Origin of the sequence: Mumia sp. ZJ430 (genome assembly GCF_011751845.1) — a bacterium.
Taxonomy (GTDB): Bacteria; Actinomycetota; Actinomycetes; order Propionibacteriales; family Nocardioidaceae; genus Mumia.
Genome location: NZ_JAAHFK010000001.1, coordinates 445348 through 472233 on the forward strand (window position 1 = coordinate 445348; position 26886 = coordinate 472233).

At 69.6% G+C, this 26886-nt stretch carries 23 protein-coding genes; 11 read left to right on the plus strand and 12 right to left on the minus strand.

Annotated elements, in window-relative coordinates; translation table 11 throughout:
- Positions 1–52 precede the first annotated feature (52 nt).
- Both HCT63_RS02160 and HCT63_RS02165 read right to left on the minus strand, forming a co-directional pair.
- Positions 53–913 (minus strand): sulfurtransferase, encoded by an 861-nt coding sequence (locus HCT63_RS02160; RefSeq protein WP_167001075.1) that lies wholly within the window; start codon positions 911–913, stop codon positions 53–55.
- Between the two features lie 99 nt (positions 914–1012).
- Positions 1013–4462, minus strand: coding sequence for a bifunctional proline dehydrogenase/L-glutamate gamma-semialdehyde dehydrogenase (locus HCT63_RS02165; protein WP_167001076.1), 3450 nt, complete (start codon positions 4460–4462; stop codon positions 1013–1015).
- A 108-nt stretch (positions 4463–4570) separates the two neighbouring features.
- Between HCT63_RS02165 and HCT63_RS02170 the strand changes: the two genes are divergently transcribed.
- A complete protein-coding gene (locus HCT63_RS02170; protein WP_167001078.1) occupies positions 4571–5494 on the plus strand; it encodes a LysR substrate-binding domain-containing protein in 924 nt (307 codons plus the stop codon).
- Between the two features lie 29 nt (positions 5495–5523).
- Here the strand turns inward: HCT63_RS02170 and HCT63_RS02175 are convergent, their stop codons facing one another.
- The 3 genes from HCT63_RS02175 to HCT63_RS02185 form a co-directional block, all read right to left on the minus strand.
- Positions 5524–6303: a hypothetical protein gene (locus tag HCT63_RS02175; RefSeq protein WP_167001079.1), complete on the minus strand. Its 780-nt coding sequence runs from the start codon at positions 6301–6303 to the stop codon at positions 5524–5526.
- Positions 6300–7307 (minus strand): hypothetical protein, encoded by a 1008-nt coding sequence (locus tag HCT63_RS02180; protein WP_167001080.1) that lies wholly within the window; start codon positions 7305–7307, stop codon positions 6300–6302. The genes HCT63_RS02175 and HCT63_RS02180 overlap by 4 nt, the downstream gene beginning before the upstream one ends.
- 116 nt (positions 7308–7423) lie before the next feature.
- Positions 7424–7762 carry a metalloregulator ArsR/SmtB family transcription factor gene (locus tag HCT63_RS02185; RefSeq protein ID WP_167001081.1) on the minus strand — a complete coding sequence of 113 codons (339 nt, stop codon included), beginning with the start codon at positions 7760–7762 and terminating at the stop codon, positions 7424–7426.
- Positions 7763–7883: 121 nt separating this feature from the next.
- On the opposite strand from HCT63_RS02185, the gene HCT63_RS02190 reads away from it, so the two are divergent.
- On the plus strand, positions 7884–9725 hold the full coding sequence (locus HCT63_RS02190; RefSeq protein WP_167001082.1) for a phosphoenolpyruvate carboxykinase (GTP): 1842 nt from the start codon (positions 7884–7886) through the stop codon (positions 9723–9725).
- A 241-nt stretch (positions 9726–9966) separates the two neighbouring features.
- On the opposite strand, the gene HCT63_RS02195 is transcribed toward HCT63_RS02190, so the two are convergent.
- Both HCT63_RS02195 and HCT63_RS02200 read right to left on the minus strand, forming a co-directional pair.
- Positions 9967–12213, minus strand: a complete 2247-nt coding sequence (locus HCT63_RS02195) for a peptidoglycan recognition family protein (RefSeq protein WP_167001083.1) — start codon at positions 12211–12213, stop codon at positions 9967–9969.
- A 434-nt stretch (positions 12214–12647) separates the two neighbouring features.
- Positions 12648–13562 (minus strand): RNA polymerase sigma-70 factor, encoded by a 915-nt coding sequence (locus HCT63_RS02200; RefSeq protein WP_167001085.1) that lies wholly within the window; start codon positions 13560–13562, stop codon positions 12648–12650.
- A 148-nt stretch (positions 13563–13710) separates the two neighbouring features.
- On the opposite strand from HCT63_RS02200, the gene HCT63_RS02205 reads away from it, so the two are divergent.
- Positions 13711–14916 (plus strand): FAD-dependent oxidoreductase, encoded by a 1206-nt coding sequence (locus HCT63_RS02205; RefSeq protein WP_208322225.1) that lies wholly within the window; start codon positions 13711–13713, stop codon positions 14914–14916.
- Between the two features lie 271 nt (positions 14917–15187).
- Here the strand turns inward: HCT63_RS02205 and HCT63_RS02210 are convergent, their stop codons facing one another.
- Positions 15188–16084, minus strand: a complete 897-nt coding sequence (locus HCT63_RS02210; protein ID WP_167001087.1) for an aldo/keto reductase — start codon at positions 16082–16084, stop codon at positions 15188–15190.
- Positions 16085–16179: 95 nt separating this feature from the next.
- Here HCT63_RS02210 and HCT63_RS02215 point away from each other — a divergent pair, with 95 nt between their 5' ends.
- A complete protein-coding gene (locus tag HCT63_RS02215; protein WP_167001089.1) occupies positions 16180–16767 on the plus strand; it encodes a GNAT family N-acetyltransferase in 588 nt (195 codons plus the stop codon).
- 9 nt (positions 16768–16776) lie between these two features.
- Here the strand turns inward: HCT63_RS02215 and HCT63_RS02220 are convergent, their stop codons facing one another.
- Positions 16777–17493 carry a hypothetical protein gene (locus HCT63_RS02220; RefSeq protein ID WP_167001091.1) on the minus strand — a complete coding sequence of 239 codons (717 nt, stop codon included), beginning with the start codon at positions 17491–17493 and terminating at the stop codon, positions 16777–16779.
- 7 nt (positions 17494–17500) lie between these two features.
- Positions 17501–18157, minus strand: a complete 657-nt coding sequence (locus tag HCT63_RS02225; protein WP_167001093.1) for a helix-turn-helix domain-containing protein — start codon at positions 18155–18157, stop codon at positions 17501–17503.
- Positions 18158–18329: 172 nt separating this feature from the next.
- Between HCT63_RS02225 and HCT63_RS02230 the strand changes: the two genes are divergently transcribed.
- The 6 genes from HCT63_RS02230 (at position 18330) to HCT63_RS02255 (ending at position 23033) form a co-directional block, all read left to right on the plus strand.
- Positions 18330–18626, plus strand: coding sequence for a DUF4287 domain-containing protein (locus HCT63_RS02230; protein ID WP_167001094.1), 297 nt, complete (start codon positions 18330–18332; stop codon positions 18624–18626).
- 284 nt (positions 18627–18910) lie between these two features.
- Complete coding sequence (locus tag HCT63_RS02235; RefSeq protein WP_167001096.1) at positions 18911–20029, plus strand: LLM class flavin-dependent oxidoreductase; 1119 nt, start codon at positions 18911–18913, stop codon at positions 20027–20029.
- Positions 20030–20103: 74 nt separating this feature from the next.
- On the plus strand, positions 20104–20544 hold the full coding sequence (locus HCT63_RS02240) for a flavin reductase family protein (protein WP_167001098.1): 441 nt from the start codon (positions 20104–20106) through the stop codon (positions 20542–20544).
- 34 nt (positions 20545–20578) lie between these two features.
- Positions 20579–21457 carry an ABC transporter substrate-binding protein gene (locus HCT63_RS02245; RefSeq protein WP_167001100.1) on the plus strand — a complete coding sequence of 293 codons (879 nt, stop codon included), beginning with the start codon at positions 20579–20581 and terminating at the stop codon, positions 21455–21457.
- The gene (locus HCT63_RS02250) at positions 21454–22302 is read left to right on the plus strand and encodes an amino acid ABC transporter permease (protein ID WP_243842850.1); all 849 of its coding nucleotides are present in this window, start codon (positions 21454–21456) and stop codon (positions 22300–22302) included. Before HCT63_RS02245 ends, HCT63_RS02250 begins: the two co-directional genes overlap by 4 nt.
- Positions 22299–23033, plus strand: a complete 735-nt coding sequence (locus HCT63_RS02255; RefSeq protein ID WP_167001102.1) for an amino acid ABC transporter ATP-binding protein — start codon at positions 22299–22301, stop codon at positions 23031–23033. The genes HCT63_RS02250 and HCT63_RS02255 overlap by 4 nt, the downstream gene beginning before the upstream one ends.
- Before the next feature lie 84 nt (positions 23034–23117).
- Here the strand turns inward: HCT63_RS02255 and HCT63_RS02260 are convergent, their stop codons facing one another.
- On the minus strand, positions 23118–23261 hold the full coding sequence (locus HCT63_RS02260) for a hypothetical protein (protein WP_167001104.1): 144 nt from the start codon (positions 23259–23261) through the stop codon (positions 23118–23120).
- Positions 23262–23747: 486 nt separating this feature from the next.
- Between HCT63_RS02260 and HCT63_RS02265 the strand changes: the two genes are divergently transcribed.
- The gene (locus tag HCT63_RS02265) at positions 23748–24722 is read left to right on the plus strand and encodes a hypothetical protein (protein WP_167001106.1); all 975 of its coding nucleotides are present in this window, start codon (positions 23748–23750) and stop codon (positions 24720–24722) included.
- Here the strand turns inward: HCT63_RS02265 and HCT63_RS02270 are convergent.
- On the minus strand, positions 24703–26877 hold the full coding sequence (locus HCT63_RS02270; protein ID WP_167001108.1) for a heparinase II/III family protein: 2175 nt from the start codon (positions 26875–26877) through the stop codon (positions 24703–24705). The two genes, HCT63_RS02265 and HCT63_RS02270, sit on opposite strands and share 20 nt — an antisense overlap.
- Positions 26878–26886: the final 9 nt, after the last annotated feature.

Genomic DNA, 26886 nt, shown 5'->3' on the forward strand with positions numbered 1-26886 from the left:
GCGGTCGATCGCTGCCACATGCTGACAGCGATCGACCGCGTCGTACGGGCTCTCAGCCGACCTCGAGCGGCAGCGTCTCGTCGGCAGCCCACTCGGTCATCGAGCCGTCGTACACGGCGACGTCGTCGCGGCCGAGCTGAGCGAGCGTGAAAGCGAGCGTCGTCGCCGCGATGCCGGAGCCGCAGTAGGTGATCGGCTTCTTGTCGACGTCGAGCGCACCGGCGGCCTTGAACGTCCCGCGGACCTCCTCGGCGTCGCGCAGGCGGCCGGACTCGTCGAGCAGCGTGCCGAAGAAGACGTGGCTGCTGCCCGGGATACGGCCCGGGCGCGCGTACGTCTGGCGCTCGCCCTTGTACGTCGCCTCGTCGAGCGAGTTCACGAGGACGCGGCTGTCGTCGTCGATCGCGGCGCGGACCTGCGCGACGTCCGCGAGCAGCTCCGGGCGGCGCTTCGCGACGAACGTCGTCGCGGGGAGGGTCTCGACGCCGCTCGTGACCGGCTGGCCGGCCTCGCGCCACGCGGTGAAGCCGCCGTTGAGGATCGAGATGCGGTCGAAGCCCTCGAGGCGCAGGTTCCACCAGAAGCGGGTCGCCCAGATGTTCACGCCCTGGTCGTACAGGACGACGTGGTCGTCGTTGCCGATGCCGAGCGCGCCGAGCCGCTGCGCGAACGTGTCGGAGTCGAGGGCGGTGAAGGTCGTCGCCGCGTCGGTGTCGGCGAAGTCCGCGAGGAGGTCGGCGAAGACGGCGCCGGGGACGTGTCCCTTCTCGTACGCCTCGCGGCCGGACTCCACGTCGTAGTAGCCGTCGCCCTCGGGTTGGGTCAGGAACGTCGTCACGTCCACGACCCGTACATCGGAGTCGAGACGGTCGGCGAGCCAGGCGACGTCGACGAGTGCGGGTACGTCAGGCATGGATGCTCCTTCAGGAGTGGATGGTTGCCTTGTCAATCAACGCACGGGGACGGCTCGCCTGTTCCGTCGTTCCCGTCACAGCGCACCGGACGCAGCCCGTCAGAGCAGCCCGTCGACGAGCGTCGTCGGGGAGCCGAACCGGTGGTCGCTGACGGCGATCGCCTGCTCGTGCACGAACGTGAGCAGCTCGACACGTCCCGCCTCGACGACCGGCTGCGCGTACAGCGCGATCTCGGGGCGGCCGGCGCTGGCGGCGGCGAACGCGATCCGGTCACCGCCGATGAGGCGTACGCGCCCGGACGGCAGCCCGGCGAGGGCGTCACGCCAGGTCGCCGCGTCCTCGACGACCGCGGTCAGCCCGACGCCGCCGAGCGCGGTGGCGACCCGCTCGGGCAGCGGCTCGACGGTCGAGATCCGCACCGGGGCGCCGGCCCGCAGCGCGGCGCCGACGACGCGGAGCAGCTCGGTCACCGAGCCGGACTCGAGCCGGATCCACGCCGGGACGGGGAGGTGACGCAGCACGTTGCGCTCGATCTCCAGCCCGGTGACGTCCTTGGCGACGCCGAGATCGGACGCCCAGACCGCAGCGTCGGAGCCGAACGCGCGGGTGAGGAGCGCGAGCGCGTCGTCGTCGAGCACGGAGCGGGCGAGGTCGAGGAGCTGCTGCGGTGCGCCGTCGATCGGGGCGGTCACCGTCGCCGGTGCGCTCGCCCAGTCGCTCAGGCCGACGAGATAGCTCGGCCCGCCCGCCTTCGTCCCGGCGCCGACCGCGCTCTTCTTCCAGCCGCCGAACGGCTGACGACGCACGATCGCGCCGGTGATCCCGCGGTTGACGTACAGGTTGCCCGCCTGGACGGTCGCGAGCCACTGCGCGAGCTCGTCCCGGTCGAACGAGTGCAGGCCCGCGGTGAGGCCGTAGTCGACCTCGTTCTGGATCGCGATCGCCTCGTCGAGAGTGTCGGCGGAGATCAGCCCGAGGACGGGGCCGAAGTACTCCGTGAGGTGGTACTCCGAGCCGCGCTTGACGCCGGTCTTCACGCCGGGCGACCACAGGCGGCCGCTGCCATCGGGGCTGTCAGCGTCGAGGGGGCGCGGCTCCACGAGCCACTCCTCACCCGGAGCGAGCACGGTCAGCGCACGCTGGAGCTTGCCGCGGGCCGGCTCGATGAGCGGGCCCATCTGCGTCGTCGGGTCGTACGGGTAGCCGACCTTGAGCGACGACACCGCGTCGACGAGCTGCTCGCGGAACCGGCGCGACGTGGCGACCGAGCCGACGAGGATCGCCAGCGACGCGGCCGAGCACTTCTGGCCCGCGTGCCCGAAGGCGGAGTGCACGAGGTCCTTCACCGCGAGGTCGAGGTCGGCGTGGGGCGTGACGACCAGGGCGTTCTTGCCGCTGGTCTCGGCCAGGAGCGGCAGGTCGGGACGGAACGAGCGGAAGAGCTCCGCGGTCTCGAAGGCGCCGGTGAGGATCAGGCGGTCGACGGCCGGGTGCGACACGAGGCGCTGCCCGAGGTCGCCCTCGTCGACGTGGACGAGGCACAGCGCGTCGCGCGGAACTCCGGCGTCCCACAGTGCCTGGACCATCATCGACCCGCTGCGCCGCGCCTGGGTGGCGGGCTTGACGACGGCCGACGACCCGGCGGCGAGTGCGGCAAGGGTGGAGCCGGTCGGGATCGCGACCGGGAAGTTCCACGGCGGGGTCACGAGGGTGACCCGTACGGGGCGGGCGACCGCACCGTCGACGCGGTCGAGGTCCTCGGCGAGCCCGGCGTAGTACGCAGCGAAGTCGATCGCCTCCGACACCTCCGGATCGCCCTGGTCGATGGTCTTGCCGCACTCCGACGCCATCACCTCGAGCAGGTCGGCGCGACGGCGCTCCAGCTCGACGGCGGCCTGACGCAGCACGGCCGCGCGCTCGGCCCCCGTACGGTCGCTCCAGCCGCTGGCCGCGGCGCCCTCGACGAGCGCGTCGAGCGTCCCGGCGTCGGTGACGGTGTGCGCGGCGACGAGGTCGTCGCCGAGCCGCGAGGTCGCGATCCGCTGCGTGATCGCGCGCCCCCACGCGCGGTTTCCGGGCAGGGACGGGTCGGTGTCGGGGCTGTTGGCGAACTCCGCCGAAGGCGTGTCGGCGACGGGCAGCCGGCGATCCTGGACGCGGTGCGGCGGCGGGACCGTGTCGTCGAGCGCCTCGAGCGAGGCCACGAAACGTGCGCGCTCGCGTGCGAAGAGCCCGGCGTCGTCGTGGAGGTCGAACACGGCGGACATGAAGTTGTCCTGGCTCGCCCCCTCCTCGAGCCTGCGGACGAGGTAGGCGATCGCGACGTCGAACTCCTGCGGGTGCACGACGGGCGTGTAGAGAAGGAGTCCGCCGACGGTCTCCTTCACGGCGGCCGCCTGGCCCTCCGCCATGCCGAGGAGCATCTCGAACTCGAGCCCGTCCTGGACCCCGCGCCGCCCGGCCAGGACCCAGGCGTACGCGACGTCGAAGAGGTTGTGCCCGGCCACGCCGAGGCGTACGTTCGCGAGCCGCTCGGGCGTCATCGCCCAGCGCAGGACGCGCTTGTAGTTCGTGTCCGACTCCTGCTTCGTCGACCACGTCGCGAGCGGCCAGTCGTGAAGCGCTGCCTCGACACGCTCCATCGGCAGGTTGGCGCCCTTCACGACACGCACCTTGATCGTGGCACCGCCCCGAGCGCGGCGCGCAGCCGCCCACTCCTGCAGGTGCTGCATCGCCGACAGCGCGTCGGGCAGGTAGGCCTGCAGCACGATGCCGGCCTCGAGGTTCTTGAGCTCGGGCCGATCGAGCAGACGGGTGAAGACCGCGATCGTGAGATCGAGGTCGCGGTACTCCTCCATGTCGAGGTTGATGAACTTCGACGTCGGCGCGTCAGCGGCGAGCCGGAACAGCGGAAGCAGGCTCCGCTCGATGTGCGCGACGGCCTCGTCGAAGGCCCACGGTGAGTGCGGGGGCACGGTCGCCGACACCTTGATCGACACGTAGTCGACGTCCGGGCGCGAGAGGAGGCGGCGCGTCCCGGCCAGGCGACGGTCGGCCTCCTTCTCCCCAAGGACGGCCTCGCCCAGCAGGTTGATGTTGAGCCGTACGTCGCGCGAGCGCAGGTGCGTGATCGCCTTGTCGAGGCGGCTCTCGGTGGCGTCGACGAGCAGGTGGCCGACCATGTGGCGCAGCGCGCGTCGGACGATCGGGATCACCAGGCCGGGGGCGAACGCCGAGACGGCGGCACCGAGACGTACGCCGGTGCGCAGGTGCCAGGGCAGGAAGCGCGGCGTGCGCCGGGCGAGCTCGCGGAAGCTCTGCGCGGCGACCCCGGTGTCCTCGGGCCGGATGACGCGATCGACGAAACCGACCGTGAAGTCGAGGCCCGCGGGGTCCTTGAGGACGGCGGCGAGCTGGCGCGCAGCCGGGTCCACCGGCTTGGTCGCCGCGGCGTCGAGCCACTGTCGTACGAGGGTCTCGACCTCGTGGACGAGCGCATCGTCGGGGTCGTGACCGAGGTCGTGCGGGCCGCGGGCCAGCGTCGTCATGGTGCCCCCGAGAAGGAAAGGAGTAGGGATGACGTCAGTATCAGCGCGAGATATCGTAAGGTAAAGCGACGTTTTCTGAACAATATGGCTTAGGAGAACTGAACGATCGTGCTCGAGGTACGACGGCTCCGCCTGCTGCGCGAGCTCAGCCTGCGCGGCACGCTGGCCGAGGTCGCCGAGGCCCTGCACCAGAGCCCGTCCTCGGTCTCGCAGCAGCTCTCCCAGCTCGAGCGCGAGGTCGGGGTCCCACTGCTGCGCAAGGCCGGGCGCCGTGTGCAGCTGACGCCGGCCGCCGAGCTGCTCGTCGGTCACACCGACGCGATCCTCCAGCGTCTCGAGCAGGCCGAGTCTGAGGTCAGTGCGCTTGGCGCCGAGGCCGCCGGCACGTTGCGGGTTGCCGTCTTCCAGTCGGCCGCGCTGGCGTTCATGCCCCAGCTTCTCGCCGACCTCGCCGCACACCACCCGCAGCTGCGCGTGACGATGTCGCAGCGCGAGCCCGAGGAGGCCCTGTACGAGACGTGGGTGCGCGAGTTCGATCTGGTGATCGCCGAGCAGTACCCAGGGCACGCCGCGCCGTGGCACCCCGAGCTCGACCGTGACCCGCTGACGACCGACGCGCTCCGACTGGCCGTGCCGCCGACCGGTGAGCCGTGGTCGGCGATCGGGAGCATCGACGACGCGGCCGAGGTTCCGTGGGTGATGGAGCCACAGGGCGCGGCGTCACGGCACTGGGCCCTGCAGATGTGCCGTACGGCCGGGTTTGAGCCCGACGTGCGGTACGAGACGGCCGATCTCCAGGCGCACGTCGCCCTGGTCGAGACCGGCAACGCGGTCGCGCTGCTGCCGGGCCTGATGGGCGTACGGAGGAGCCCCGAGGTGCGCATGGTGGACCTGCCCGGCGCGCCGCGGCGTACGGTGTTCACCGCGACCCGCGCCTCGCTCGCGGACACCCCGGCCGTCGAGGCGTGCCGCGCGTCGCTGCACGGCATCATGCGCACCCTGGCGGCCGAGCCGCCCGCCGCGAGCACGTAGCCCGCGACGAGCCGACGGTCCGCGTCGAGCTACCAGGTGAGCAGGATCGGCCAGTGGTCGGAGTTCTTCGCACTGGTGCCGGGAACGAAGTCGCCGTCAGGATCGGGTTTGGCTCGGCGCCAGTCGAGTCGGTCCACCGCGGGACCGGGCACTCCAGGTGCGACCAACGCCCAGTCGAGCTCGCTTCCACTGTTGTGGGTCTGTCGGAACGGACGGGCGCGCACGAAGTGCTGGAACGCGGTGGCGTTCAGAGCGAGGGTGAACGCGGCCAGGTCCACCGGGTTGCCGGCATTGACGTTGAGGTCACCGACGACGGCAGAGATGTCGTACGGGCCTGCGGGGCCCACGTGGTGCCCGTCCGCCGTGAGACCGACAGCGATCTCGGTCAGGGCGGCAGTAGGAACGGCCGCGCTGAAGGCGCCGAGCTGTGCGGGCAGGTGGACGAACGCGACGTGCTCGACGGCGCCGCCGCCGTGACGTGTGAGCATGAGCGACGGCCGGGACTGGCCGACGCCGCGCCCCACCAGCGTCTGGGTGAACAGGCCGTGCTGCGGCTGGACGGCCGCCAGCCGCAGCGACGTGTCCTTGAGGTAGTTGCCCCCGGTGCCCAGCGGTGACAGGGGGACGACCTCCCAGTTCCAGCCCTGCACCGCGTACCCCAGCTGTCCGCCCGTGTACCCCTCGCTCAGCTCGCACAGGACGATCGCCTCGGGGGTGGGGTTGCGGTGGATGAGGTCGGCGAGGCCATCCTCCAGCCATCCGCCCTCATCGAGGCCCGAGCGCTGGACGTTCCAGAAGATGACCCTCACAGCGTGGTGAGGGCGACGTCGGCGTGCGGCGGGAACAAGCGCATGACGGTCGCCGGCTGACCGGCTTCCATGACGGCAGGCGGCCGCTCGGTGGAGACGACGGTGAAGCGGTCGACCAGCTGCCACTCGAGGATCGTCACCGGTTCCGTGCCCTTGTTCTCGACCGACTGGTTTACCACGGTCGTCTCCGTCGACGTGATCGTCGTGGTCTGGCTGGTCGACGACGAGCTCGACAGCGAGGCGGAGACCGAGGCCGACAGTGATCCCCAGCCCCACGAGGCCGACGCCGAGACGGACGTGTTGAAGCTCGACTGCACCTGCTCCTGACTCGTCGTGGAGTCGAGGCGGCCGACCGTACGGAGGAAGCTGAGCGAGCGCTTCTCCTGCGGTGCGAGCGAGCAGGTGACCCCGCCGAGCTGCCAGTACTGCTCGTGGACGACGACGTACTTCGGTGACTGGCCCATGCTGATCGAGGTCGCGTCAGGTGCGAAGTTGACCAGGATCGGCGAGGGCGAGCGCTGCAGCGTGACGGCGCTGAAATCGTCCGGTGGCGCGTCGATGTTGGAGGGCATCCGCTGCAGGCTGGTCGCGCCGATCGGGATGACCATCGGGTCGGGCGTGTTGTCGGTGGGGATCTTGTAGACGCCGACGAGGCCGCCGGTGGTCGCCGACGTGACGACGATCCAGGAGCCTGGTGAGATCGTCTGCCACACGTTCTGCCCGGACTTCAGGACGTACGGGTCGACGTCGGAGTCGTAGTCGATCCTGAGGTCTCTCACGTTGTTCAGCTGGAACCCGGCGACGTACGTCGGGCTCGGCGCCTTCGCCCACGGCGTGACGAACGAGACGTGGACCGGCAAGGAGCCGCCCTGGATCTGCAGGTTCATCGTCTTCTTGCCCGGCACCAGATCGGGTGTCGGGAGCGGACGGCCCTGGCTCACGGACGTGGTCGCCTGGCGGTCGAGCGGCAGGACGGACGGTGACAGCTTGGGTGTGGTCGGCATGTGGTTCCCCCTGAACGGAGGCGTCCCCCTGACGCCTCGGTGGGAGTCAGTCTGTGGTGAAATCCGGACACGCGCCCAGAAGTTTCATCACGTGGTGCTTTTTCGACAGGGCTGCCTCAGCCGCCGTCGCGCCGCAGTGCGGCGAGCATGCCTTCGGTGTCCTGCCAGATGTCGGCGAGGATCCGGCGACCGGCCGCGAGCAGGTCGTCGACGTCAGACGTGCTCAGCGCGTACAGGACCGTGGAGCCCTGACGTGACGACGTCACGAGGCCCGCGCGGCGCAGGACGGCGAGCTGCTGAGAGAGGTTGGACGCCTCGATCTCGAGCTCGTTGAGCAGGTCGCGGACGGGGGTCGGCCCGGCCTGGAGGATCTCGAGAACGCGGATGCGGGCGGGGTGTCCGAGTGTGCGGAACAGCTCAGCCTTCGCTTGGTAAAGCGGTACGTTGCTCGTCATCGCCTCTCGTCCGCTCAGGCGTCGAATGGTGCTCGGGGCAACAAACGTAGGGGTTATTGCAGAGTTCTTCAACTCATGTACCCTTCATCGCACCTTGCCGATCCGAAAGGACCCGAGACCGATGGCAGATCCCGACAAGGCCATGGATGAAGCCGGCCTGACCAACCCCCGCGTGCGCGAGTACGTACGCCACTGGGCTGAGCTCACCGGCGCCGACCGTGTCGAGGTCGTCAGTGCCGCAGACGATGCGCGCCTGATCGACGAGGCCCTGGCGGCCGGCGAGCTGGAGCCTGCGGGCGAGGGACGCTACTACTCCCGCAGCTACCACAAGGACACGGCGCGCTCAGAGGAGCGCACGATCGTGGCGACGAACGACCCCAAGGACAAGGGCGTCTACAACAACTGGCGGCCGGCCTCCGAGATGCGGCCGCTGCTCGAGAGCAAGATGCGCGACGCGCTGGTGGGCAAGACGATGTACGTCGTCCCCTACCTGATGGCACCTCCGGGCAACGCGCTCGCACCCTGGGCCGCGGGTGTCGAGCTCACCGACACCCGGACCGTCGTGCTCCACATGATCCGCATGGCGCGCGTCGGCGTCGAGTTCGTCAACGATCTCGAAGACCCCGACAGCTTTGTCCGCGCCGTCCACGTCACCGGCGAGCTGGAGTCCCTCGGGCACGGCACGCCGGACGACCAGCGCTACTTCGTCACCGTCGCCGACGAGCGGACCATCCTCCACTTCGGCTCCTCGTACGGAGGCAACGCGCTCCTCGGCAAGATCGCCCACGGCCTGCGCCAGGGCGCGTACGACGGGTGGGACTCGCGCAAGTACCTCGCCGAGCAGTACATGCTCATCGGCATCCACGACAAGGAGACCGGCGAGACCTACCACGTCTGCGGCGGCTTCCCGAGCGCCTCGGGCAAGACCAACCTCGCGATGATGCTGCCGCCCGACGCGCTCGGCGACCGCTATCACGTGTCGTTCTACGGCGACGACATCGCGTGGCTGTGGGTCGACGAGGCGACCGGCAAGCTCTACGGGATGAACCCGGAGTACGGCGTCTTCGGTGTCGCGAAGGACACCAACGAGACGACCAACCCGACTGCGCTGCACTCCATCGACGAGGGCACGGGCGCGATCTTCACCAACGTCGCGTACAACCCGCAGACCCAGGAGGTCTGGTGGGAGGGCCGCACCCCCGCTCCGCCGGCCGACGTCACTGGGTGGCTCGACTGGAAGGGCAACCCGATCGCCGACCGGACGCCCGAGCAGGCCGGTGAGCCGTGGGCGCACCCGAACAGCCGCTTCACGACGACGCTGGACAACGTCCCCAACATCGCGCCGGACTACAACGCCGCTGCAGGTGTGCCGATCGACGCGATCATCTTCGGTGGCCGTACGCGCGACCGCGAGCCGCTGATCCGGGCGATCGACGACCTCGCCGAGGGCGTGTACGACGGGCTGACGCTGGGCGCCGAGGCGACGTTCGCCGCCGAGGGCGTGGACGGGCAGCTGCGCTACGACCCGATGTCCAACCGCCCGTTCATGGCGTACGGCGAGGGCGACTACGCGCGGCACTACCTCGACGTGGTCGGTGCGGCGAAGGAGCTGCCGATCTTCGCTCACGTCAACTGGTTCCAGCGTGACCCGGAGGACGGTCACTTCCTGTGGCCCGGATACCGCGACAACCTGCGCCCGCTGCTGTGGCTGATCCAGCTCAAGAAGGGTGAGGTCACCGGCCGCAAGACGCCGGTCGGCATCATCCCGACCAAGGAGGAGCTGCAGCTCGACGGCGTCGACATCACCCCGGAGGATCTCGACACGATCCTCTCGATCGACATCGAGCGCTGGCGCCAGGAGATCGGCTTCCGCGAGGAGCACCTCGCGCAGTTCGAGCGGATGCCCGAGGAGATCTGGGAGGCGCACCGCCGCGTCGCCGCCGCCCTCGACGCCGAGGCCTGAGCCCCCCGCTGGTTGAGCCTGGTCCCGTTGGTTGAGCCCGGCCCCGCTGGTTGAGCCTGTCGAAACCCGGCCCCGCTGGTTGAGGCCGGCCCCGTTGGTTGAGCCTGTCGAAACCTGGGTTTCGACAGGCTCAACCACCTACCCGGGGTGGTTTCGACAGGCTCAACCACCTACCGGGGTGGTTTCGACAGGCTCAACCACCTACCGGGGTGGTTTCAACAGGCTCAACCAGCGCTCCGGCCTACTCGACCACCTTCCCCGTCGGCAGTGACGGCGCGACCATCGGATACAGCGTGCGGTCGTCGACCGACACCACGGCGACGACCCGCTTGCCGACGTCGGCCGCGCTCAGCGTGTACGCGTACGACGTTGCACCCTTGACCACGCGTCCCCCGACGAGCCATCGGTAGTCGAACCCGTGCACCTCGCGCGACCAGCGGCCGTTGCTGACCGTCAGCGTCGAGCCCACCTTGGCCTCGCCGGTGATCCGCGGCAGCGCCGTCGGCACGACGGCGCGCTTGCCCGGGTCGTCGAGCACGACGTCGTCGGCCTGGACGAACACCTGCTTGTGGGTGTACCAGAGCTGGTAGTAGCGCAACGCGCCCTTCACGTCCGTACGGTCATCGGGGATCGACCCGTCGAACGACTGCGCGTAGTAGTAGTCGGTCTCCACGTCGTCGTCGCTCACGGCGTAGCGCTGGCCGACGCCGACCGTGTACTCGAGCGCGCCGATCGCCTGCACCGGGATCTCGTACGGGGCGTATGCCTCCGGCTCCGGGTACGCCCGCCCGTACACCGGTGCTGCCGTCGTCTCCGACGCCACGGTCACGGTCTTGGCCGTCGTACGGAAGACGCTCGGGTCGTCGGCCGGGTTCGCGATCCACACGAGCGAGCCGGCCCACCAGACCCCGAGCCACCCGTCGCGCACCTCCGCGACGACGAGCTTGTGCCCGGCGTTGATGCGGGCGCTGATGTCGCTGGCGTACGAGGTGCCGGCGGCGCCGTTCGGCTTCCAGCCCGGATCGTTCGCGAGCGGCGCGTCCGCGGCGGGGGCCTGGCGCGCGAGCACGAAGTTCGTACCCTGGCCCGCGACGCAGTCACCGGAGCCGGGCGACGCCTGCTGGCAGCCGGTGACCGGGTTGATGTTGTCGGCGTAGCCGGGACGGACCTCGACCACGTCGCCGGCCTTCACGCCCGCAGTGTTCTTGGCGGACTGGCCGATCGGCGCACCGAGCAGGTCGAAGTAGTGCTCCCAGTCCCAGTACGGCCCCGGGTCCCAGTGGACGTTCTTGGTGTAACCGGCGAGGATGCCGGGCACCTGGTCGTGCCCGATGATGTGGGCGCGGTCGAGCGGGATGTCGTGCTTCTCGGCGAGATGGCGGACGAGGGTCGCCGACTGCTGGTACATCGCCTCGGTGAACCATCCGGCCGAGCCTGCCCAGCCCTCGTGCTCGATGCCGATCGAGTGCGCGTTGACGTACCAGTTTCCCGCGTGCCAGCCGACGTCCTTGGGGTCGAGGTGGTTGGCGATGTGCCCGTCGGAGGAGCGGATCGTGTAGTTCCAGGCGAGGTACGTGGGGTCGGTGACGAGCCGGATCGTCGGGTCGTACGCGGTCTCGGTGTCGTGGATGACGATGTACTTGAGCTTGGGTCCGCCGGGCCCGGTGCGGTCGGCCTTGTCGTGGTTGCCGTAGTTGCCCGTGCTGTCAGGGTCGGTCGGGTTCCCCTTCGCGTAGCCGGCCGGGATCCACTCGCAGCCGAGGTCGGTCGGGCAGTCGGTCTCGGGGTCGCTCGCGGTCGGGCTGGCGGCGGCGATCGCCGGGTCGGCCTCGAGAGTCACGCGCTCGCCGCTCGAGGTGACCCGGTCCTGACCCGTACGGGCGGCCGCGAGCACCTGGGTGACGAAGCTGTCGGCGGACCCGAACTGTCGGATCGCCGGAGCCCAGTCCTTGGCCGGACTGCTGCCGTCGAGGTCAGGCGCGTACGAGGCGGTCAGTGCCGCGGCCGCGCACAGGTTGGCGCGGTCGTCGGTCTTCACGGCGTCGACGGTGAGTCCGGTGAGGGTGGCGGCACGGTCGAGCTCGCTGGTCGTACGGCCGACCGAGCCGGCCCCGTCGGTCGAGCCTGTCGAGACCCCGTCGGTCGAGCCTGTCGAGACCCCGCCCTTCCCGGCCCCGTCGGGCACCGCCGCCGTCGTGGCCTTGAGGTTGAACATGCCGTACCCGCCATCGTTGCTCGCCTGGCCGTTGTGGCCCTCCCAGCGGGACTGCAGGTACGAGACGGACTTGAGGAGGTTCGCGGGGACGTCGGCCGCGGTCGCAGCGGCGTCGAACGCGGAGTCGAGGGTCGGTGTCGCGAGGACTGCGGTGCAGTCGACGGCTGGTCGGTCAGAGGGGGGTGATGCCGAGACGAGCGAGGCGGGCAGGGCGGTCAGCAGCAGTGCTGATGCTCCCCCGACGACGCCGACCCGGACGAGTGTGGTTCGCACGCGAGTGGCTCCTTCCGTCGCCTGATCGGTTCAGGTGATCCTCTGGATGCAAGCGCAACTGCGGTGGTTCCGCCACGGGGAGTATCAGCACCTGGGACGAAGATCTGTTACGTAAAGTCGCCCTCCCGTGGTCAGCCCGTAGTGGGCTCTTCACATTTGCGGGTGAAGGTGGGGTTTGAAGCCGCCGGTTTCGAGTACGCATCTGGCGATGTGATGGGTGAGGTGAGTGAAGCCGAGGGCGAGCCTCGCAGGTTCGAGTCGACCGTTGGTCGCTTCGGTGGGGCGTTGGCGATTCTGGGGTGGTCGAGCTGGTCGTTCACAGCTCCTCCCGGATCCCCGGGTGCCGGCTCACCCGGAGAAGGGCAGTTCTCACGCTTGATGAGGCGAGACTGATTCCGCCAGCTCCACGAAACGCCGGCCGACGCATCCTTTTGTCATTTCTGGCCATCGGGCGGACCGATGCGGGCAATGTCGGAGACCGGGTAGCCGAGGTGGGCCAGCTTGTCGGGGTTAATGATCGACCGGACCGTCTGGATTGTGCCTTCATGGATGTCCAGGGCGAGGACATTGATGAGATGGTCGTCGGCGTCGAAGGCGAGAAGGCCGGGCTGACCGTTCACGTGGGCGGCCTCCAGGCGCGCCCCCAGCGAGGCGTAGCGCTTGAAGAACCCGATAAGTAGACGTGCCACTCGCTCGTTTCCGAACACTGGTTCGGCCACAGCTCGGGCCTTCCCACCGCCGTCGCCCTGGAACACGGCGTCGGCGGCGAGAAGTTCCACCAAGGCACCGACCTGGCCGTCCTCGGCCGCGGCCTTGAACCTCGTTGTCAACAGCTCCCGTTCCTGTGAGGAGGCCTCGAAGCGGGGGCGGCCCTCGCTGATCCGGGTCCGGGCGCGCGAGAACACCTGCCGACAGTTCCCTTCGCTCTTGTTGACGATCTTGGCTATCTCGTCGTAGGGGTACACGAAAACCTCGCGGAGCAGGAACACAGCGCGCTCGATCGGACTGAGCCTCTCGAGGAGGACGAGAAACGACAGGGACAGTGAGTCCGACATGGCGGCATGCTCCGAAGGGTCGGGGTCGGTCAGCACCGGCTCAGGAAGCCAAGTCCCCACGTAGGACTCGCGCCGGACCCGTGCGGAGCGGAGGTGGTCGATTGCGAGCCGGGTTGTGATCGTGGTCAGGAACGCCGGCTTGGACTCCACAACAGTGCCGGCCGCGAAGGCTCGGAGCAGGCGCTCGTGGGCTTCTTGGACCAGGTCTTCTGCATCGCTGGCGCTCCCTGTCATCCGGTAGGCGATCGAGAACAGCTGACGCGAAATGTTGTCGGTTTCGGGCTCATCATTCATCTGCGTCCTCCATACCGCTCCTGACGACACAGGAGCGCTTCGTGTGACAAGTGGTGCTGGATCGAGGCCCGGATGCGCCTACTCACGGCCGAAGTGTCACACCTGCCGCAGGTGTCTCGTCATGGATACAAGCAACCGAGAACAAAGGATGAAGCACATGACGAACAAGGAAACGCACCACAAGACTGTGGTCATCGGTGGTGGCTACACAGGGATCATGGCAGCCATCCGGGTCGCGCGCCGGAGCCGGGCGATCGGCGGACGAGTGACGTTGGTCAACCCCTCGAGCCGATTCAACGAACGCCTGCGCATGCACCAGCAGGCGACGCACCAAGAGATGGAATACCTCGCGATCCCAGATCTCGTGCAGGGACTGGACATTGAGTTCGTGGAAGGGACCGCGACCGACCTGGACGCTGAGCGGCAGGAGCTGGCCGTAGCCACCGAGCAGGGCGAAACCACCCTTCACTACGACACCCTCATCTACGCCATCGGCAGCGCGACCCCCACGAACCACGTGCCCGGTGCCGACGTGCACTCCTACACCCTGAACTCGCCGTCCTCGGCGAACAAGCTGGCCAGCCGACTCACGGAGGTCGCCGACGGCGGCACCGCGGTGGTGTGTGGCAACGGCCTGACTGGTGTCGAGGCGGCCACCGAGATCGCCGAGTCCTTCCCGTCGGTACGGGTCGTCCTCCTGGGGCGTGACGAGCCGGCGCCACTGATGAACGCGAAAGCCAGGAGCTATCTGCTCGGCGTGCTCGAGCGGCTGGGCATCGAGAGCCGGACCGGCGTCGAGATCACCAAGGTCCTGCCCGACGCGGTCGTGCTGGCCGGCGGAGAGCTTGTCGCCTCCGATGCCACGCTCTGGACCACGGGGTTCTGGGCTTCGCCCTTGGCCGCGGACGCCGGCCTCACCGTTGATCCCCAGCGGCGGATCGTCGTGGACCCCGAGCTTCGGTCGGTCTCACACCCATCCATCTTCGCCATCGGTGATGCTGCGGCGATCCAGCAACCCTGGGGAGTCATTCACGGGACCTGCCAGAGCGGCATGCCATCGGGCGCACACGCGGCCGACAACATCGGGCGGATCCTGCGCGGCAAGCGACCGAAGCCCTTCCGATTCGCGTATATCCACCAACCCGTGAGCCTCGGCCGGAATGACGCCGTCGTGCAGTTCACCAAGATCGACGACTCTCCGAGCCGCTGGTATCTCACCGGCAAGTCCGCCGTCCGCTACAAGGAGGCCGTGACCGGTAGCCCTTCGACCACCTACGGATTGTCGCGCCGACTCGCTATCCCGATGGCACTCCTGGCGCGACGGGGCCCTCGGAAGGCACGCCGGGACCGTTGAACGTGAGACTGTCCGGGCGTGAGACCACCTCCTCGCTGGAGCCCCGGTGCGACTCACCGCGCGGTGACCGACCGGGCTCCGGTGCGAGCCTCGCCCAAGCGTCCAGCAGTCGTGCGTCTTGGCCAGCGACCCCGCGGCAGACGTCGGCGATCCCCGCCGCCGGCAGTTCCTGCATCCGGTCGGCCTCAGAGACATGAGCGAGATGTGTCGTCGCGAGACGCCAGTGAAGAGCCCCTTGTTGCGAGGGACTTCGAACAAGAGCGGGCACGCATCATTGGCGAGAAGAGAGGCGAGTGAGCTCGTCTGCGGTGAGGCGGAGCCCGGCTGCCGCGACGTTCTCCGTGAGGTGGTCCGGATTGCTCGTCCCGGGGATGGCCAGCACGTGGGCCCCTTGTTGGAGCGTCCAGGCGAGCCGGACCTGCGCGGGCGAGGCACCGTGCGCTGCCGCGATCGTGAGCGTCTCGTCGTCCTCGGTGGAGGCGGATCGGCCGCGCTCCGCGCCGCCGCCGGCGACAGCGAAGAACGGTACAAAGGCGATGCCATGCTCGCCGCAGGTCGAGAGGAGGTCGTGCGCCTCGTCCGATGCCCCGATGGCGAACCGGTTCTGCACGCAAACCACAGGCGTGACCGCCCTTGCCTCGTCTAGGTGCGTGCGCTCGACCGCGGAGATGCCGATGTGTCGGACCAGTCCAGCGTCGCGCAGCTCAGCGAGCGCTCCGACATGCTCACTGATCGACTTCAGGGTCGGCATCCTGCGGAAGTTCACCAGGTCGAGGTGGTCGCGACCGAGCTGGCGAAGGTTCTCCTCGACCTGGCCGCGGAGCTGGTCGGGGCGGGCAGGGGGAAGCCATGCGCCGGACACGTCCCTTCCGGGGCCGACCTTGGTGGCGATGACGAGGTCGTCCGGGTACGGCGCGAGCGCGGAGTTGATCAGCTCGTTCGCCGAGCGCAGCGGGGAGAAGTAGAACGCGGCCGTGTCGATGTGGTTGACGCCGAGGTCGAGCGCACGTCGGAGCACCTCGACGGACCGGTCGCGATCACTTGCCACTCCGAGGTCGAAAGCGGCGCTGCCGGTCAGCCGCATCGCGCCGAACCCGAGCCGGTTCACCGTCAGGTCGCCCAGCTGCCAGGCGCCCGCGGAGTCCGCGGAGATTCTCGTTTCGGTCATCGAACGAGTCTGGCAGCGTCACGTGGCGGCACGCTGATGGCACGCCGCCGAAACTGCGTTGCCTCACCTCGGCAAGGTCTGGTTGTCTCGCTCGCGTGACGAATCCCGACATCGCGTGGCCGCGCCGGACCGAGCGCCTCGAGCTGCGCCTGCCGACCGAGGAGGCGCTCGACGAGGTCCTCGTCTGGCGCAACGACCCCGAGGTGAAGCGGTGGCTCATCCGGACCGTCGTCGAGCCGGACGCGTTCCGCAAGGCCTGGCTCGACAGCATCGACGACCCGCTCGACCACGCCGTCGTCGTGCACCTCGACGGGGCGGCCATCGGGATCGCGTCGCTGGGCGTCTCCGACGGCCTCGGTCAGCGGCACGGGGATCAGCCTTGGCACCGCGTCGAGGGGTCGATCGGCTACACGTTCGCGTCGGGGTTCGCCGGGCGTGGCTATGCGACGGAGGTCGCGGGAGCACTGCTCGACCTCGGGTTCGGCGAGCTCGGTCTCCGCCGCATCACGGCCGCCTGCTTCGCTGACAACCACGCGTCGTGGCGGGTGATGGAGAAGGTCGGCATGCGCCGTGAGCAGCACGGCGTCCGAGACTCGTGGCACGCCGAGCTCGGGTGGGTCGACGGCTACACGTACGGGATCCTCGCCGAGGAGTGGGCGGCCGGCGCCGGTCGGTCGCGCTAGACACCCGCGTCAGGCGATGACGCGCGCGAGGCGGGTGAGGCCGTCGGTCGCGCCGTCGATCATCCGCGCCGCGAGGTGGTCGCGAGCGGCGGGTGCTGCCTCGCGGACGTACTTCGCCTCGCCCTTCGACAGCTCGGCGCCCCGCAGGTCGCGCGCGGTGAGCATCGACGCGAGCAGCGCCAAGTCGTCGAGGTGGCGCTCGCGGTGGGGGTCGACGGTGATCGAATACGCCGCAGACTTGATGACGAGCGCGCCGAGCAGCGTCGGCCTCCGTACGGTGCCGGTGGTGTCACCGACCGTGACCTCGACGGCCTCCGAGCGTCTGAGCGCGTAGATCGCGCCAGGGGTCGCCAAGCCCGGGTAGCCGCTTGCGCCGATGCCGCGTCCGGGTTGCCCCGTGAAGGCCGGGATCAGGACGTCGATCGTCGCGTGACCCCGTACCCAGCGGTGCTGCTTGCCGCTCGCGGTCAGCCCGCGCGGCTCGAACTCGGCGTCTGCCAGCGCGGACGTCACGGTCATGAGGATCTGCGGGTGGCCACGCACGTCGAGGACGGTGTCGACGTCGGGGGTCGAGCGGTACGGCTCGACCCCGCGCTCGGCGCAGTGCAGGTGGACCATCTGGCCGCCGACGAGCGTCCACCCCTCGGGGACGTTCTTCGCGAGGTGGAACAGGCCGAACCAGGATGCCTCCTGCTCGGCGCTCATCACCGGCAGCACGATGCTCACGGGGTCCTCACTCTCGCGGCAGGCGGTCGCGGACGAGCTCTGCGACACGGGCGCTCTCGCGGGATCCTAGGTGCTCGGCGAGGTCGGCTGCCAGGACCGGCCAGGCGATTCGTGCCGGGATCTTGGCGACGACGTGGAGGATGACGTTGCCGTCCGGTCGCGTGGCCGGCACGAGGAAGTAGTCGTCGACGACCGTGTCGAGGTCGCTGGCCGCCACGTAGGCCTCGGCGACGGGGCTGACGATGAAGCTGTCCTCGGTGCTGGCGCCGGAGCGGAGCAGGCGCTCGTCGTCACGCAGGTCGTCGAGGTCGGCGGCCGCGGCGCGGTATTCGTGGCGGTCGGCACGCTTCTCCATCCAGGCGCGGAGGAGCGTCGCGGGGTCGTCGGCCTGCCGCAGGCGGTCGGCGTACGCGTGGAGGCGCTTGCGCTCGGTCGGTGCGACGTCGGGTGTCCCGCCGTCGAGATAGTCGAGAAGTGCCCACGCCATGTGCGCGGAGAGTGGACGCGACGGGCGTCCCCGCGCGAGCGGGAGGTGAGCGGGGTCGATGGCCCACTGGCTCCCGACTCGTACGGAGGGGAGCGTGCCGTCCTCGATGCGCTGCAGCACGCGCCGCGGGGAGACCCCCAGGCGCTCGGCCGCATCGCGGACCCCGATCAGGCTCACGACACAAGTCTACGCGATCTCGAAGACAAGTGTTCGCGGGTCACTTCCTGGCGCCCGCGGGTCGGTGTCTGCGGTCCGCGGGTCACTCGCGATGAGATTCGTCCGAGCCATCGGTCTGATCCGGTGAGTCCGACGGACGAAGCGATTCGCACCTACTGAGGAGACCGACACCATGTCCTTCCAGGCGTACCTCGACACGATCGAGAAGAAGACCGGCAAGACTCCGCACGAGCTCGTCGACGAGGCACGCGACCGCGGTTTCGCCGAGCCGAGTGCAAAGGCGGGGCAGGTGGTGGCGTGGCTCGACGAGGAGTACGGGGTCGGCCGTGGGCACGCGATGGCGCTGTGGCGCGTGATTCGCAACGGACCGAAGATCAGCTCCAAGCATGTCGGGACCACCGGGACGCACAGCGACGCGTCGGACACCCTCTGGCTCGACGGTGCCGCGACCAACCCCGCGTACGCCTGAGTGACCCGGGGGTGGCCGACGGTGACCCGGGGGCGCCCGACGGTGACCCGGGGGCGTCAGGTGTGCCGCGACCACGGCCGCGGTGACCACGGCCGGGAGCCAGGAGAGGGCGCGACGGCGTTCGGACATGGACCGGACCGTACGGGCCACCGCCCGCGCGAGGACCCGTCTCGTCGGGGACGACGGAAGTCGGACGGTTTCACCCGCCGTGAGCGATAACCGTGCCTGCGCTCCGCCGCCGAGAGAAGGTGGCGTGCGTCTGTCGCCGTCTCGAAAGGCCCCCCATGAAGCTGCACTGGTTCCTTCCCACCACCGGAGACAGCCGGACGCTGGTCGGCGGCGGACACAGCGTGCCGACCGAGGTGGCGCGGGCGGGCGGCGCTGCGCACACGGCGGGTCGCTATCGCGAGCCCGACCTCGACTACCTCGTCGACGTCGCCCGTACGGCCGAGCGGCTCGGCTTCGAGTCCGTCCTCACGCCGACGGGCACGCCGTGCGAGGACGCGTGGGTGATCGCGTCCGCGCTGCTCGCGCACACGACGAAGCTGAAGTTCCTCATCGCAGCACGTCCTGGGCTCATGAACCCGACGCTGCTCGCCCAGATGGCCTCGACGTTCCAGCGTGTCTCCGGCGACCGGCTCGCCCTCAACGTCGTCGTCGGCGGCGACCCCTCGGAGCAGCTGCGGTTCGGCGACCGCGTCGCGAAGGACGACCGGTACGCCCGCGCCGAGGAGTTCCTCGCGATCTTCCGGGGGGCGTTCGCCGACTCGGGGTACGACTTCTCCGGCGACTACTACGACGTCGCCGACGCCCGTACGCGCAAGGCGGCGACGGTGCCCCCGATCTATCTCGGCGGCTCGTCGGCCGCGGCGGGCCCGGTCACCGCGCGGCAGGTCGACGTCTATCTGACGTGGGGTGAGCCGCCCGCGCAGGTCACGGAGAAGATCGAGTGGATCCGCAAGCTCGCCGAGGAGGAGGGCCGCGAGGTCCGCTTCGGCATCCGGCTACACACCCTCAGCCGCGACCGCAGCGAGGAGGCGTGGGCGGTCGCCGACCAGCTGCTGGCCGATCTCGACCCCGCCGACGTCGCCAAGGCGCAGGCGGCGCTCGCGTCGAGCGAGTCCGAGGGCCAGCGGCGGATGCGTGAGCTGCACGGCGGCGTGGCGCCGACCGACGCCCGCGCGCTCGAGGTCTACCCAGGGCTGTGGGCGGGAGTCGGGCTCGTACGCTCCGGCGCCGGGACCGCGCTCGTCGGCAGCCACGTCGAGGTCGCGGACCTGATCGGCGAGTACGCCGCGCTCGGGATCGAGGAGTTCGTGCTCTCGGGCTACCCGCACATCGAAGAGGCGTACTGGTTCGCGGAGGGGGTCGCGCCGATCCTGCGGCAGCGAGGGCTGCTGTGAGCGGTCTCGATACACCGGCCCGCCCTGGGGGGCTCGCCGGCACTCGACAAACGGAGGGCGCGTTCCGTGCAGCGATGAGCAACGTCGCCTCCGCGGTCTCGGTGGTGACGACGTTCGACGACGGCGTCCCGCACGGCACGACCGTGAGCGCGTTCATGTCGCTGTCGATGGATCCCCCGATGCTGCTCGTCTCGCTCGACGCTCGCTCGTCGCTGCTGACCCGCGTACGACCGGGGTCCCGCCTGGGTGTGAACGTCCTCGCCGACGACCAGGGCGCGATCGCCACGCGGTTCGCGACCAAGGGCGGAGACCGGTTCGCCGAGGTGTCGTGGCACAGCGAGGACGGGGCGCCCGCGCTCCACGCCCGCCACGCCTGGGTCGCCGTGGACGTGGACCGTCTCGTCCCAGCGGGCGACCACGTCCTCGCACTCGCGCACGTCCGAGCGGCCGACGTCGCGTCGTACCCCACACGCCCGCTCACGTACTGGCGCCGCACGTTCGGCACCCATGCCTGACGCGCCCCGCAGTCGAGGACTTACGATTCGTGCCATGAGCCCCGTACGCCGTCCTGCCCGCTTCGCCGTGCTCGCCGCAGTCTCGCTCCTCACCCTCGCGGTCGGGTGCGCGCCGACGGACGACAACGACGACGAGCCCAGCGCCTCCGACGCGACCGCTTCCTGCGAGAAGGCCGACCTTCCCCTCAAGAAGGCCGGCACCCTGACGATCGGCACCGACTCGCCGGCGTACGAGCCGTGGTTCGTCGACGACGACCCGAGCAACGGCAAGGGCTACGAGAGCGCCGTCGCGTACGCGATCGCCGACCAGCTCGGCTTCGCCAAGGACGACGTGGTGTGGGAGGCCGTCCCGTTCAACACGAGCTATCAGCCGGGCGAGAAGTCCTTCGACTTCGACATCAACCAGATCTCGATCACCGAGGAGCGCGCCAAGGCGGTGACGTTCTCGGAGCCTTACTACAAGGCGGCCCAGGCGATCGTCGCGCTCGAGTCGAGCCCGTACGCCAAGGCGACGAGCTTCGCCGACCTCAAGGACGCGCAGTTCGGCGCGCAGGTCGGGACGACGTCGCTCACCGCCATCGACCAGATCGCGCCGGCCAAGCAGGAGCGCGTGTACGACGACACCAACCAGGCCACCAAGGCGCTCGAGGTCGGACAGATCGACGTGCTCGTGATGGACCTGCCGTCGGCGTTCTACACGACCGCCGCCGTGCTCTCCAAGCCCGGCACGATCGTCGGGCAGTTCCAGCCGGACACCGGCCAGAGCGAGGAGTTCGGGCTCCTCCTGCAGAAGGGCAGCGAGCTCGTGACCTGCCTTGACGAGGCGATCGGCGCGCTCCGTGAGGACGGCACGCTCGCCGACCTCGAGAAGGAGTGGCTGTCGCAGACGACGGGCGTGCCCGAGCTGTCGTGAGCGCCTCCTGGGAGGTGAGCCAACGCCAGCTCGAACGGCTGGCGTTCCGGCGTCGGCAGGACCGGCGCCGGACGACGATCGCGCTCGTGTCCACGGCGGTGATCCTGGTCGGCGCCTGGCTGCTCGTCACGTCGGCGCCAGGGTGGGGCAAGGTCCGCGAGACCTACTTCGACTGGGAGGACGCGAAGGCGGCGTTCCCGGAGATCGCGAAGGCCTTCCTCGTCAACATCAAGGCGTTCCTCATCGCCGAGGTGCTGATCCTGGCGCTCGCGATGCTGGTGGCCGTCATCCGTGTCGTCCCTTCGGCGTGGATGGCGCCGCTGAAGGTCGTCGCGACGGTCTACACCGACGTCTTCCGCGGCACTCCGACGCTGCTGATCGTGCTGCTCGTCGGCTTCGGCGTGCCGACGCTCGGCCTTCAGGGCACCACGAACGACCCGTTCTGGCTCGGCGTCTTCGCGCTCACCCTCAGCTACGGTGCGTACGTCGCCGAGGTCATCCGCGCTGGCATCCTCTCGGTCCACCCGAGCCAGTGGGCGAGCGGGCGGTCGCTCGGGCTGTCGTACGGCAAGACTCTTCGGTACGTCGTGCTGCCACAGGCGCTGCGCCGGGTGACGCCCCCGCTGCTCAACGACTTCGTGTCCCTGCAGAAGGACACCGCGCTGCTCTCGGCGATCGGGGTGCTGGAGGCACTGCGGCAGGCGAACATCTACTCCAGCCGCGACTTCATCTTCACGCCGATGGTCGTTGCGGCGGTGTTCTTCATCGTGGCGACGATCCCGCTCGCGCGGTTCACGGACTGGCTGTCGCTGCGTGCGGCCCGACGACAGAGCGGAGCGGCATGAGCGGCTTGCTGGAGGCGCGCGCGGTCCGCAAGACGTACGGGGCTCACGACGTCCTCAAGGGCGTCGACCTCAGCGTGGCGACGCATCGCGTGGTGTGCCTCATCGGCGCATCCGGCTCGGGCAAGTCGACCCTGCTGCGCTGCCTCAACCTGCTCGAGGTCGTTGACGACGGCGAGGTCTGGTTCGACGGCCGCGAGATCACCGATCCGCGCATCGACGTCGACGGCGTGCGGCGCGACATTGGGATCGTCTTCCAGGCGTACAACCTTTTCCCGCACATGTCGGTGCTCGACAACGTCACGCTCGGGCCGCGCAAGACCCGCGGCGTCCGTCGCCGTGAGGCCGACGAGCGCGCGATGACGCTGCTGACCCGCTTCGGCCTCGCCGACCAGGCGCGCAAGCACCCCGACGCGCTCTCCGGTGGCCAGCAGCAGCGGGTCGCGATCGTACGGGCGCTCGCGATGGGCCCGAAGGTGCTCCTGCTCGACGAGGTGACCTCCGCGCTCGACCCGATGCTTGTCGGCGAGGTGCTCGAGGCGGTCCGTGGCCTCAAGGAGGCCGGGATGACGATCGTGATGGCGACGCACGAGATGCAGTTCGCCCGCGAGGTCGCCGACGAGGTGCTGTTCCTGGACGACGGTGTGGTCCGCGAGCGCGGCACCGCCGAGCAGCTCTTCACCGCGCCGACGGACCCTCGTACGCGCGAGTTCCTGGCCCGCCACCTCGCCTGACGCCCCCCGCGTCCGCGACGTGAAAGGAACCTGACCGAACTGTGGCCGAGATTCGGTCAGGTTCCTTTCACAACGCTGGGGTCGTCAGCCGATACGGACCGCGCTGACCGAGACGTCGGCGTTGTAGCCGAAGGCGTACACCCACACCTTGGTCGTCTCCTTCGCAGTGACGATCCGGTCGAAGAACGCGTACCCGTTGATCAGGTACGTCCCGGGCTTGAGCGTCATGCTCCCGACCGTGGTGGCGTTCTCGGTGAAGGGCCCCCGAGGTGGGCGATCGTGACCTTGTCGGCGACCTGCGCGCTGAGACCTCCCTTGACGGCGGTCGCCGGATGTCCTTGGCGCCGATCTTGTCGGCAGCGACGGCGCCAGCGCGATTCGGGTGAAATCCAGTAGCGGAACCCGTGTCAGAAGCGCAGGGCGAGCCCGTCGTTGTCGCGACCGTCAGGGACCGTGGCGAGGTCCGCGGGCCGCTCCGCGGATGTACCTGAGGGAGGCCTCGGAGTCATCGGTTATTTGTCTCATTTGGCCGGTTCTATTTTACGGTGCATCCGCGACCGCCCGCGCGCCCGCGCCTGAGATCCGCCTCACTCAAAGGGCGTCCTGAGTTCAAGATGCACTCCGCGTTGAGATACGTAGCGTGGGGACGGTCCGCCTGGCGTGGGGAAGTCGACAGATTGTCGATGCGCCGGATGGGACTTGGGGGAGAAAACCATGTCACGTACGCGCCTCGGGCGTACGGCGACGCTGCTTGTGGCGCCGTCCGTCCTCGCACTCGCTCTGGCCGCACCGGCCACGGCGAAAGCGCCACCGACACCGTCCGGACTACCGGCCACGTTGGAAGCACCCGCGTCCTACGTCGGGCCCAACAGCTGCGCCAAGCCGCACAAGGGCACCGCGAAGCTCGGAGCCCTGCTCGTCTCGACCTGGCCGGTGACCAGCTGGTCCGCTCAGCGCGACTGCTCGACGGCGACTAGCGAGCACCACGACGGACGCGCGATCGACTGGATGACGAACGCGCGCAAGAAGAACGGCAAGAAGCGCGGCGACGACCTGAACAGGTGGCTGCTCGCGACCGACAAGCGCGGCAACGCGTTCGCCAACGCACGTCGGCTCGGCGTCATGTACATCATCTGGAACAACCGCATCTGGTCCAGCTATCGCGCGAGCAGCGGGTGGCGCGTCTACAACGGCTGCACGGCCAAGAGCCGCTCGGGCACGCAGTACGACACCACGTGCCACCGCAACCACGTCCACCTGTCGCTCTCGTGGGCCGGGGCGCGGGGCTACACCTCGTACTGGGACCGTACGGTCGCCGGAGCCAACTACGGCCCCTGCCGACCCGCCGATCTCAACTGGGCGTACCGCTACACCAAGCGCCGCGCGACGCCGTGCCCGTACTACCCGCGCGTCACCGCGCCGGCGGGGTCGTCGAGCGTGCACCGCACACTCGTCGCCTACTCCGGCCTGCGCATCACCAAGAACGTTCGGGGGCCAGCGGTACGGGCGGTCCAGCAGGCGCTCAGGATCTCGGTCACCGGTGTCTGGGATGCAAAGTCTCGCGCGACGATGCGTGCCTACAAGGGGGCGCGGCGCATGAGCAACAACGCGGTCGTCGGCACTCGTGTGTGGCGCAGCCTCCTCGCCCAGACGGCACCGAGGGCGCGCGTCAGCGCTTCTTCTTTATGACCTTGACCGTCCGCAGGGGCGAGGCCACGGGCTTCCAGCCGTGGCTGCCGCTCTTGGCGCGCACGACGATGCGATAGCGCTTCTTGCCCTTGCTGGTCATCTTGACCTTGGTCGAGACGGTGCCGTTCGCCTTGGTCCTCAGGGTGCGCACCTTGCGCCACTTGCCCTTGCGCCATTCCTGGAGCACGACCTTGGCACGCTTGGCGGGCAGTCCGAGCGAGGTGACGCGCGCGGAGAACTTCACCTTCTGGCCGACGCGCACCTTGGCCTTGGAGCGGGCGAACGAGACCTTGGCCGCGAGCCGTGCGAACTCGTTGACCGACGTCGTGATGGTCTGCGAACGTCCGTTGACCCAGACTCGCAGCGCCTTGTGGCCCTTGACCGTCGTCCGCGCGTAGCCCGGCGACCCGCTGCTCGTCAGCACCGTGACCATGCGGGCGGTCTTGCCCGTGCGCACCGAGACCGGGACCCGTACGACCGTGCCCCGGGTCGACTTGCCGTAGGACTGGCCGAGGACCCCGGTCGTGGTCGAGCCGGCCGAGACGCGCGGGGCGCCGCCCGTCAGAAGCCTTGCGCTGCGCGTGACGCCGGTGAGGTCCGGGCTGGTGAGGGCGACGGTGTGGCCGCTCGCGCGGGGGGTGACGCCGGAGGGCAGGACCCACTGCTGCTGGACGGTGCCCGAGGACCTGGTCGAGCGGACGAGGTCCTCGACGACGACGGCGTCGATCGCGCGCAGGTAGTAGACGCACCGGGCCAGCTCGAAGCCGCTCGAGGCGAGGTAGCCCGGGTCGTACACGCACGTACGGTCGACACCGCCGGCGGACGATGCTGCCTTGACGCTGCCGTACACCGCGCGGTTGGGCGTGCCCGGCGCGACGAGCGCGCTGTGGGCGTTGCGACGCATGACCGCGGCCCGCAGGCTCGACCCGTTGTAGGCGTACGGGCCCGGGTCGGCGACCCAGTCGACACCGTCGGCGTACCACGTCATCGCCGTCGTGTCGGCGTGGCGGTGCGAGGGGAGGGCGTACCGGTCAGCGGTCCGTACGGAGTAGAACGTCGAGGTCGTGTCGGTGCCTGCGACCCAGCCCGAGCGGCCGAACGCGTAGCCGCCGGCGTACCGCTTGTAGACGGCGGCCGGCTTGCGACCGGACGAGCCGGACGTACGGACCCACTCCGCCTCTGACGTGTCGGCGAAGACACCCGACGGGATGCGCTGGAGGTGGGTGTCGCCGATGGTCTCGAGATAGCGGTCCGGCCGGCTCGCGTGGGCATAGAACGAGCCGCGCGCGTTGAGCATCGACGCGATCTTGGCCGCCGACGACGTCGCTCCGTAGCGCGAGAGAACGTTGTAGGCGCGGTGCATGATCGTGCCGAGATAGAGACCGTATCCTGGCGCGCCCTCGAGATCGGACCCGTCGTCGTGGGCGAGTCGGCGTGCGACGAGGACCGTCTGGTTGCGGAGGGTCGTGCGCTGCGCCTCGGTGCCGGCCTGGCGTGCCCCCGCGAACGCGGTGAGCTTGAGGTTCATCGTCGTGTTGTTGCCCGAGGTGCCGTAGGAGAGCGCCTTCTTGAGCTCGACCCGCAGCTGGCCTGCCGCCCACGAGCGGTGGGTCGGCGACGAGGCGAGGCGGTTCATGCAGACGAACGTGCCGATGCGGAAGCCGAGGTATTGGGGGTGGTTCTGCCAGTAGGTGCGCTTCTTGACCGGGTTGTCGCGGACCCAGTCGACCATGAGGTCGACGAAGCGGCGCTGCATCGCCTGTCCCTCGGCGTCGGCGAGCGCGAGGCCGGTCTTGAGCAGCGGCAGCGCCCAGTGGAGCGAGTGGATGTAGCGGTCGCCTGCGGTGTCGAGGCCGGACTGCGGCTTCCAGGACGGGTTGGCGGCCAGCGCCATGGTGCCGTACTGGCCCATGTCGACCGTGCCGTTCATGATCGCCCGTGCGCGGCCGACGTCCGCGCGGGTCAGCGACCCGAGGGTGTGCATGTTCTCGCAGATCGCGTCGTACCCCGCCGCGGCGGACGCGGGTGCCGGGGCGACGGCCGTCTGCACGGCGACGATGCCGGAGAGGCTGAGTGCGGCGGCGACGGCAGCCCCGACGCCGCGGCGGAGCGCCGGCACACGACGGGTTCGGAGGAGACGTCTGGGGGAAGGCATAGGCCACCT

Excerpts from the sequence above, each read along its gene's own strand:
- HCT63_RS02210 (WP_167001087.1), bottom strand. The coding sequence starts at position 16,084 with ATGACCGAAACGAGAATCTCCGCGGACTCCGCGGGCGCCTGGCAGCTG.
- HCT63_RS02205 (WP_208322225.1), top strand. The coding sequence starts at position 13,711 with ATGAAGCACATGACGAACAAGGAAACGCACCACAAGACTGTGGTCATC.
- HCT63_RS02165 (WP_167001076.1), bottom strand. The coding sequence starts at position 4,462 with ATGACGACGCTGGCCCGCGGCCCGCACGACCTCGGTCACGACCCCGAC.
- HCT63_RS02185 (WP_167001081.1), bottom strand. The coding sequence starts at position 7,762 with ATGACGAGCAACGTACCGCTTTACCAAGCGAAGGCTGAGCTGTTCCGC.
- HCT63_RS02230 (WP_167001094.1), top strand. The coding sequence starts at position 18,330 with ATGTCCTTCCAGGCGTACCTCGACACGATCGAGAAGAAGACCGGCAAG.
- HCT63_RS02240 (WP_167001098.1), top strand. The coding sequence starts at position 20,104 with ATGAGCAACGTCGCCTCCGCGGTCTCGGTGGTGACGACGTTCGACGAC.
- HCT63_RS02200 (WP_167001085.1), bottom strand. The coding sequence starts at position 13,562 with ATGAATGATGAGCCCGAAACCGACAACATTTCGCGTCAGCTGTTCTCG.
- HCT63_RS02270 (WP_167001108.1), bottom strand. The coding sequence starts at position 26,877 with ATGCCTTCCCCCAGACGTCTCCTCCGAACCCGTCGTGTGCCGGCGCTC.
- HCT63_RS02235 (WP_167001096.1), top strand. The coding sequence starts at position 18,911 with ATGAAGCTGCACTGGTTCCTTCCCACCACCGGAGACAGCCGGACGCTG.
- HCT63_RS02160 (WP_167001075.1), bottom strand. The coding sequence starts at position 913 with ATGCCTGACGTACCCGCACTCGTCGACGTCGCCTGGCTCGCCGACCGT.
- HCT63_RS02255 (WP_167001102.1), top strand. The coding sequence starts at position 22,299 with ATGAGCGGCTTGCTGGAGGCGCGCGCGGTCCGCAAGACGTACGGGGCT.
- HCT63_RS02245 (WP_167001100.1), top strand. The coding sequence starts at position 20,579 with ATGAGCCCCGTACGCCGTCCTGCCCGCTTCGCCGTGCTCGCCGCAGTC.
- HCT63_RS02190 (WP_167001082.1), top strand. The coding sequence starts at position 7,884 with ATGGCAGATCCCGACAAGGCCATGGATGAAGCCGGCCTGACCAACCCC.
- HCT63_RS02260 (WP_167001104.1), bottom strand. The coding sequence starts at position 23,261 with ATGACGCTCAAGCCCGGGACGTACCTGATCAACGGGTACGCGTTCTTC.
- HCT63_RS02180 (WP_167001080.1), bottom strand. The coding sequence starts at position 7,307 with ATGCCGACCACACCCAAGCTGTCACCGTCCGTCCTGCCGCTCGACCGC.
- HCT63_RS02265 (WP_167001106.1), top strand. The coding sequence starts at position 23,748 with ATGTCACGTACGCGCCTCGGGCGTACGGCGACGCTGCTTGTGGCGCCG.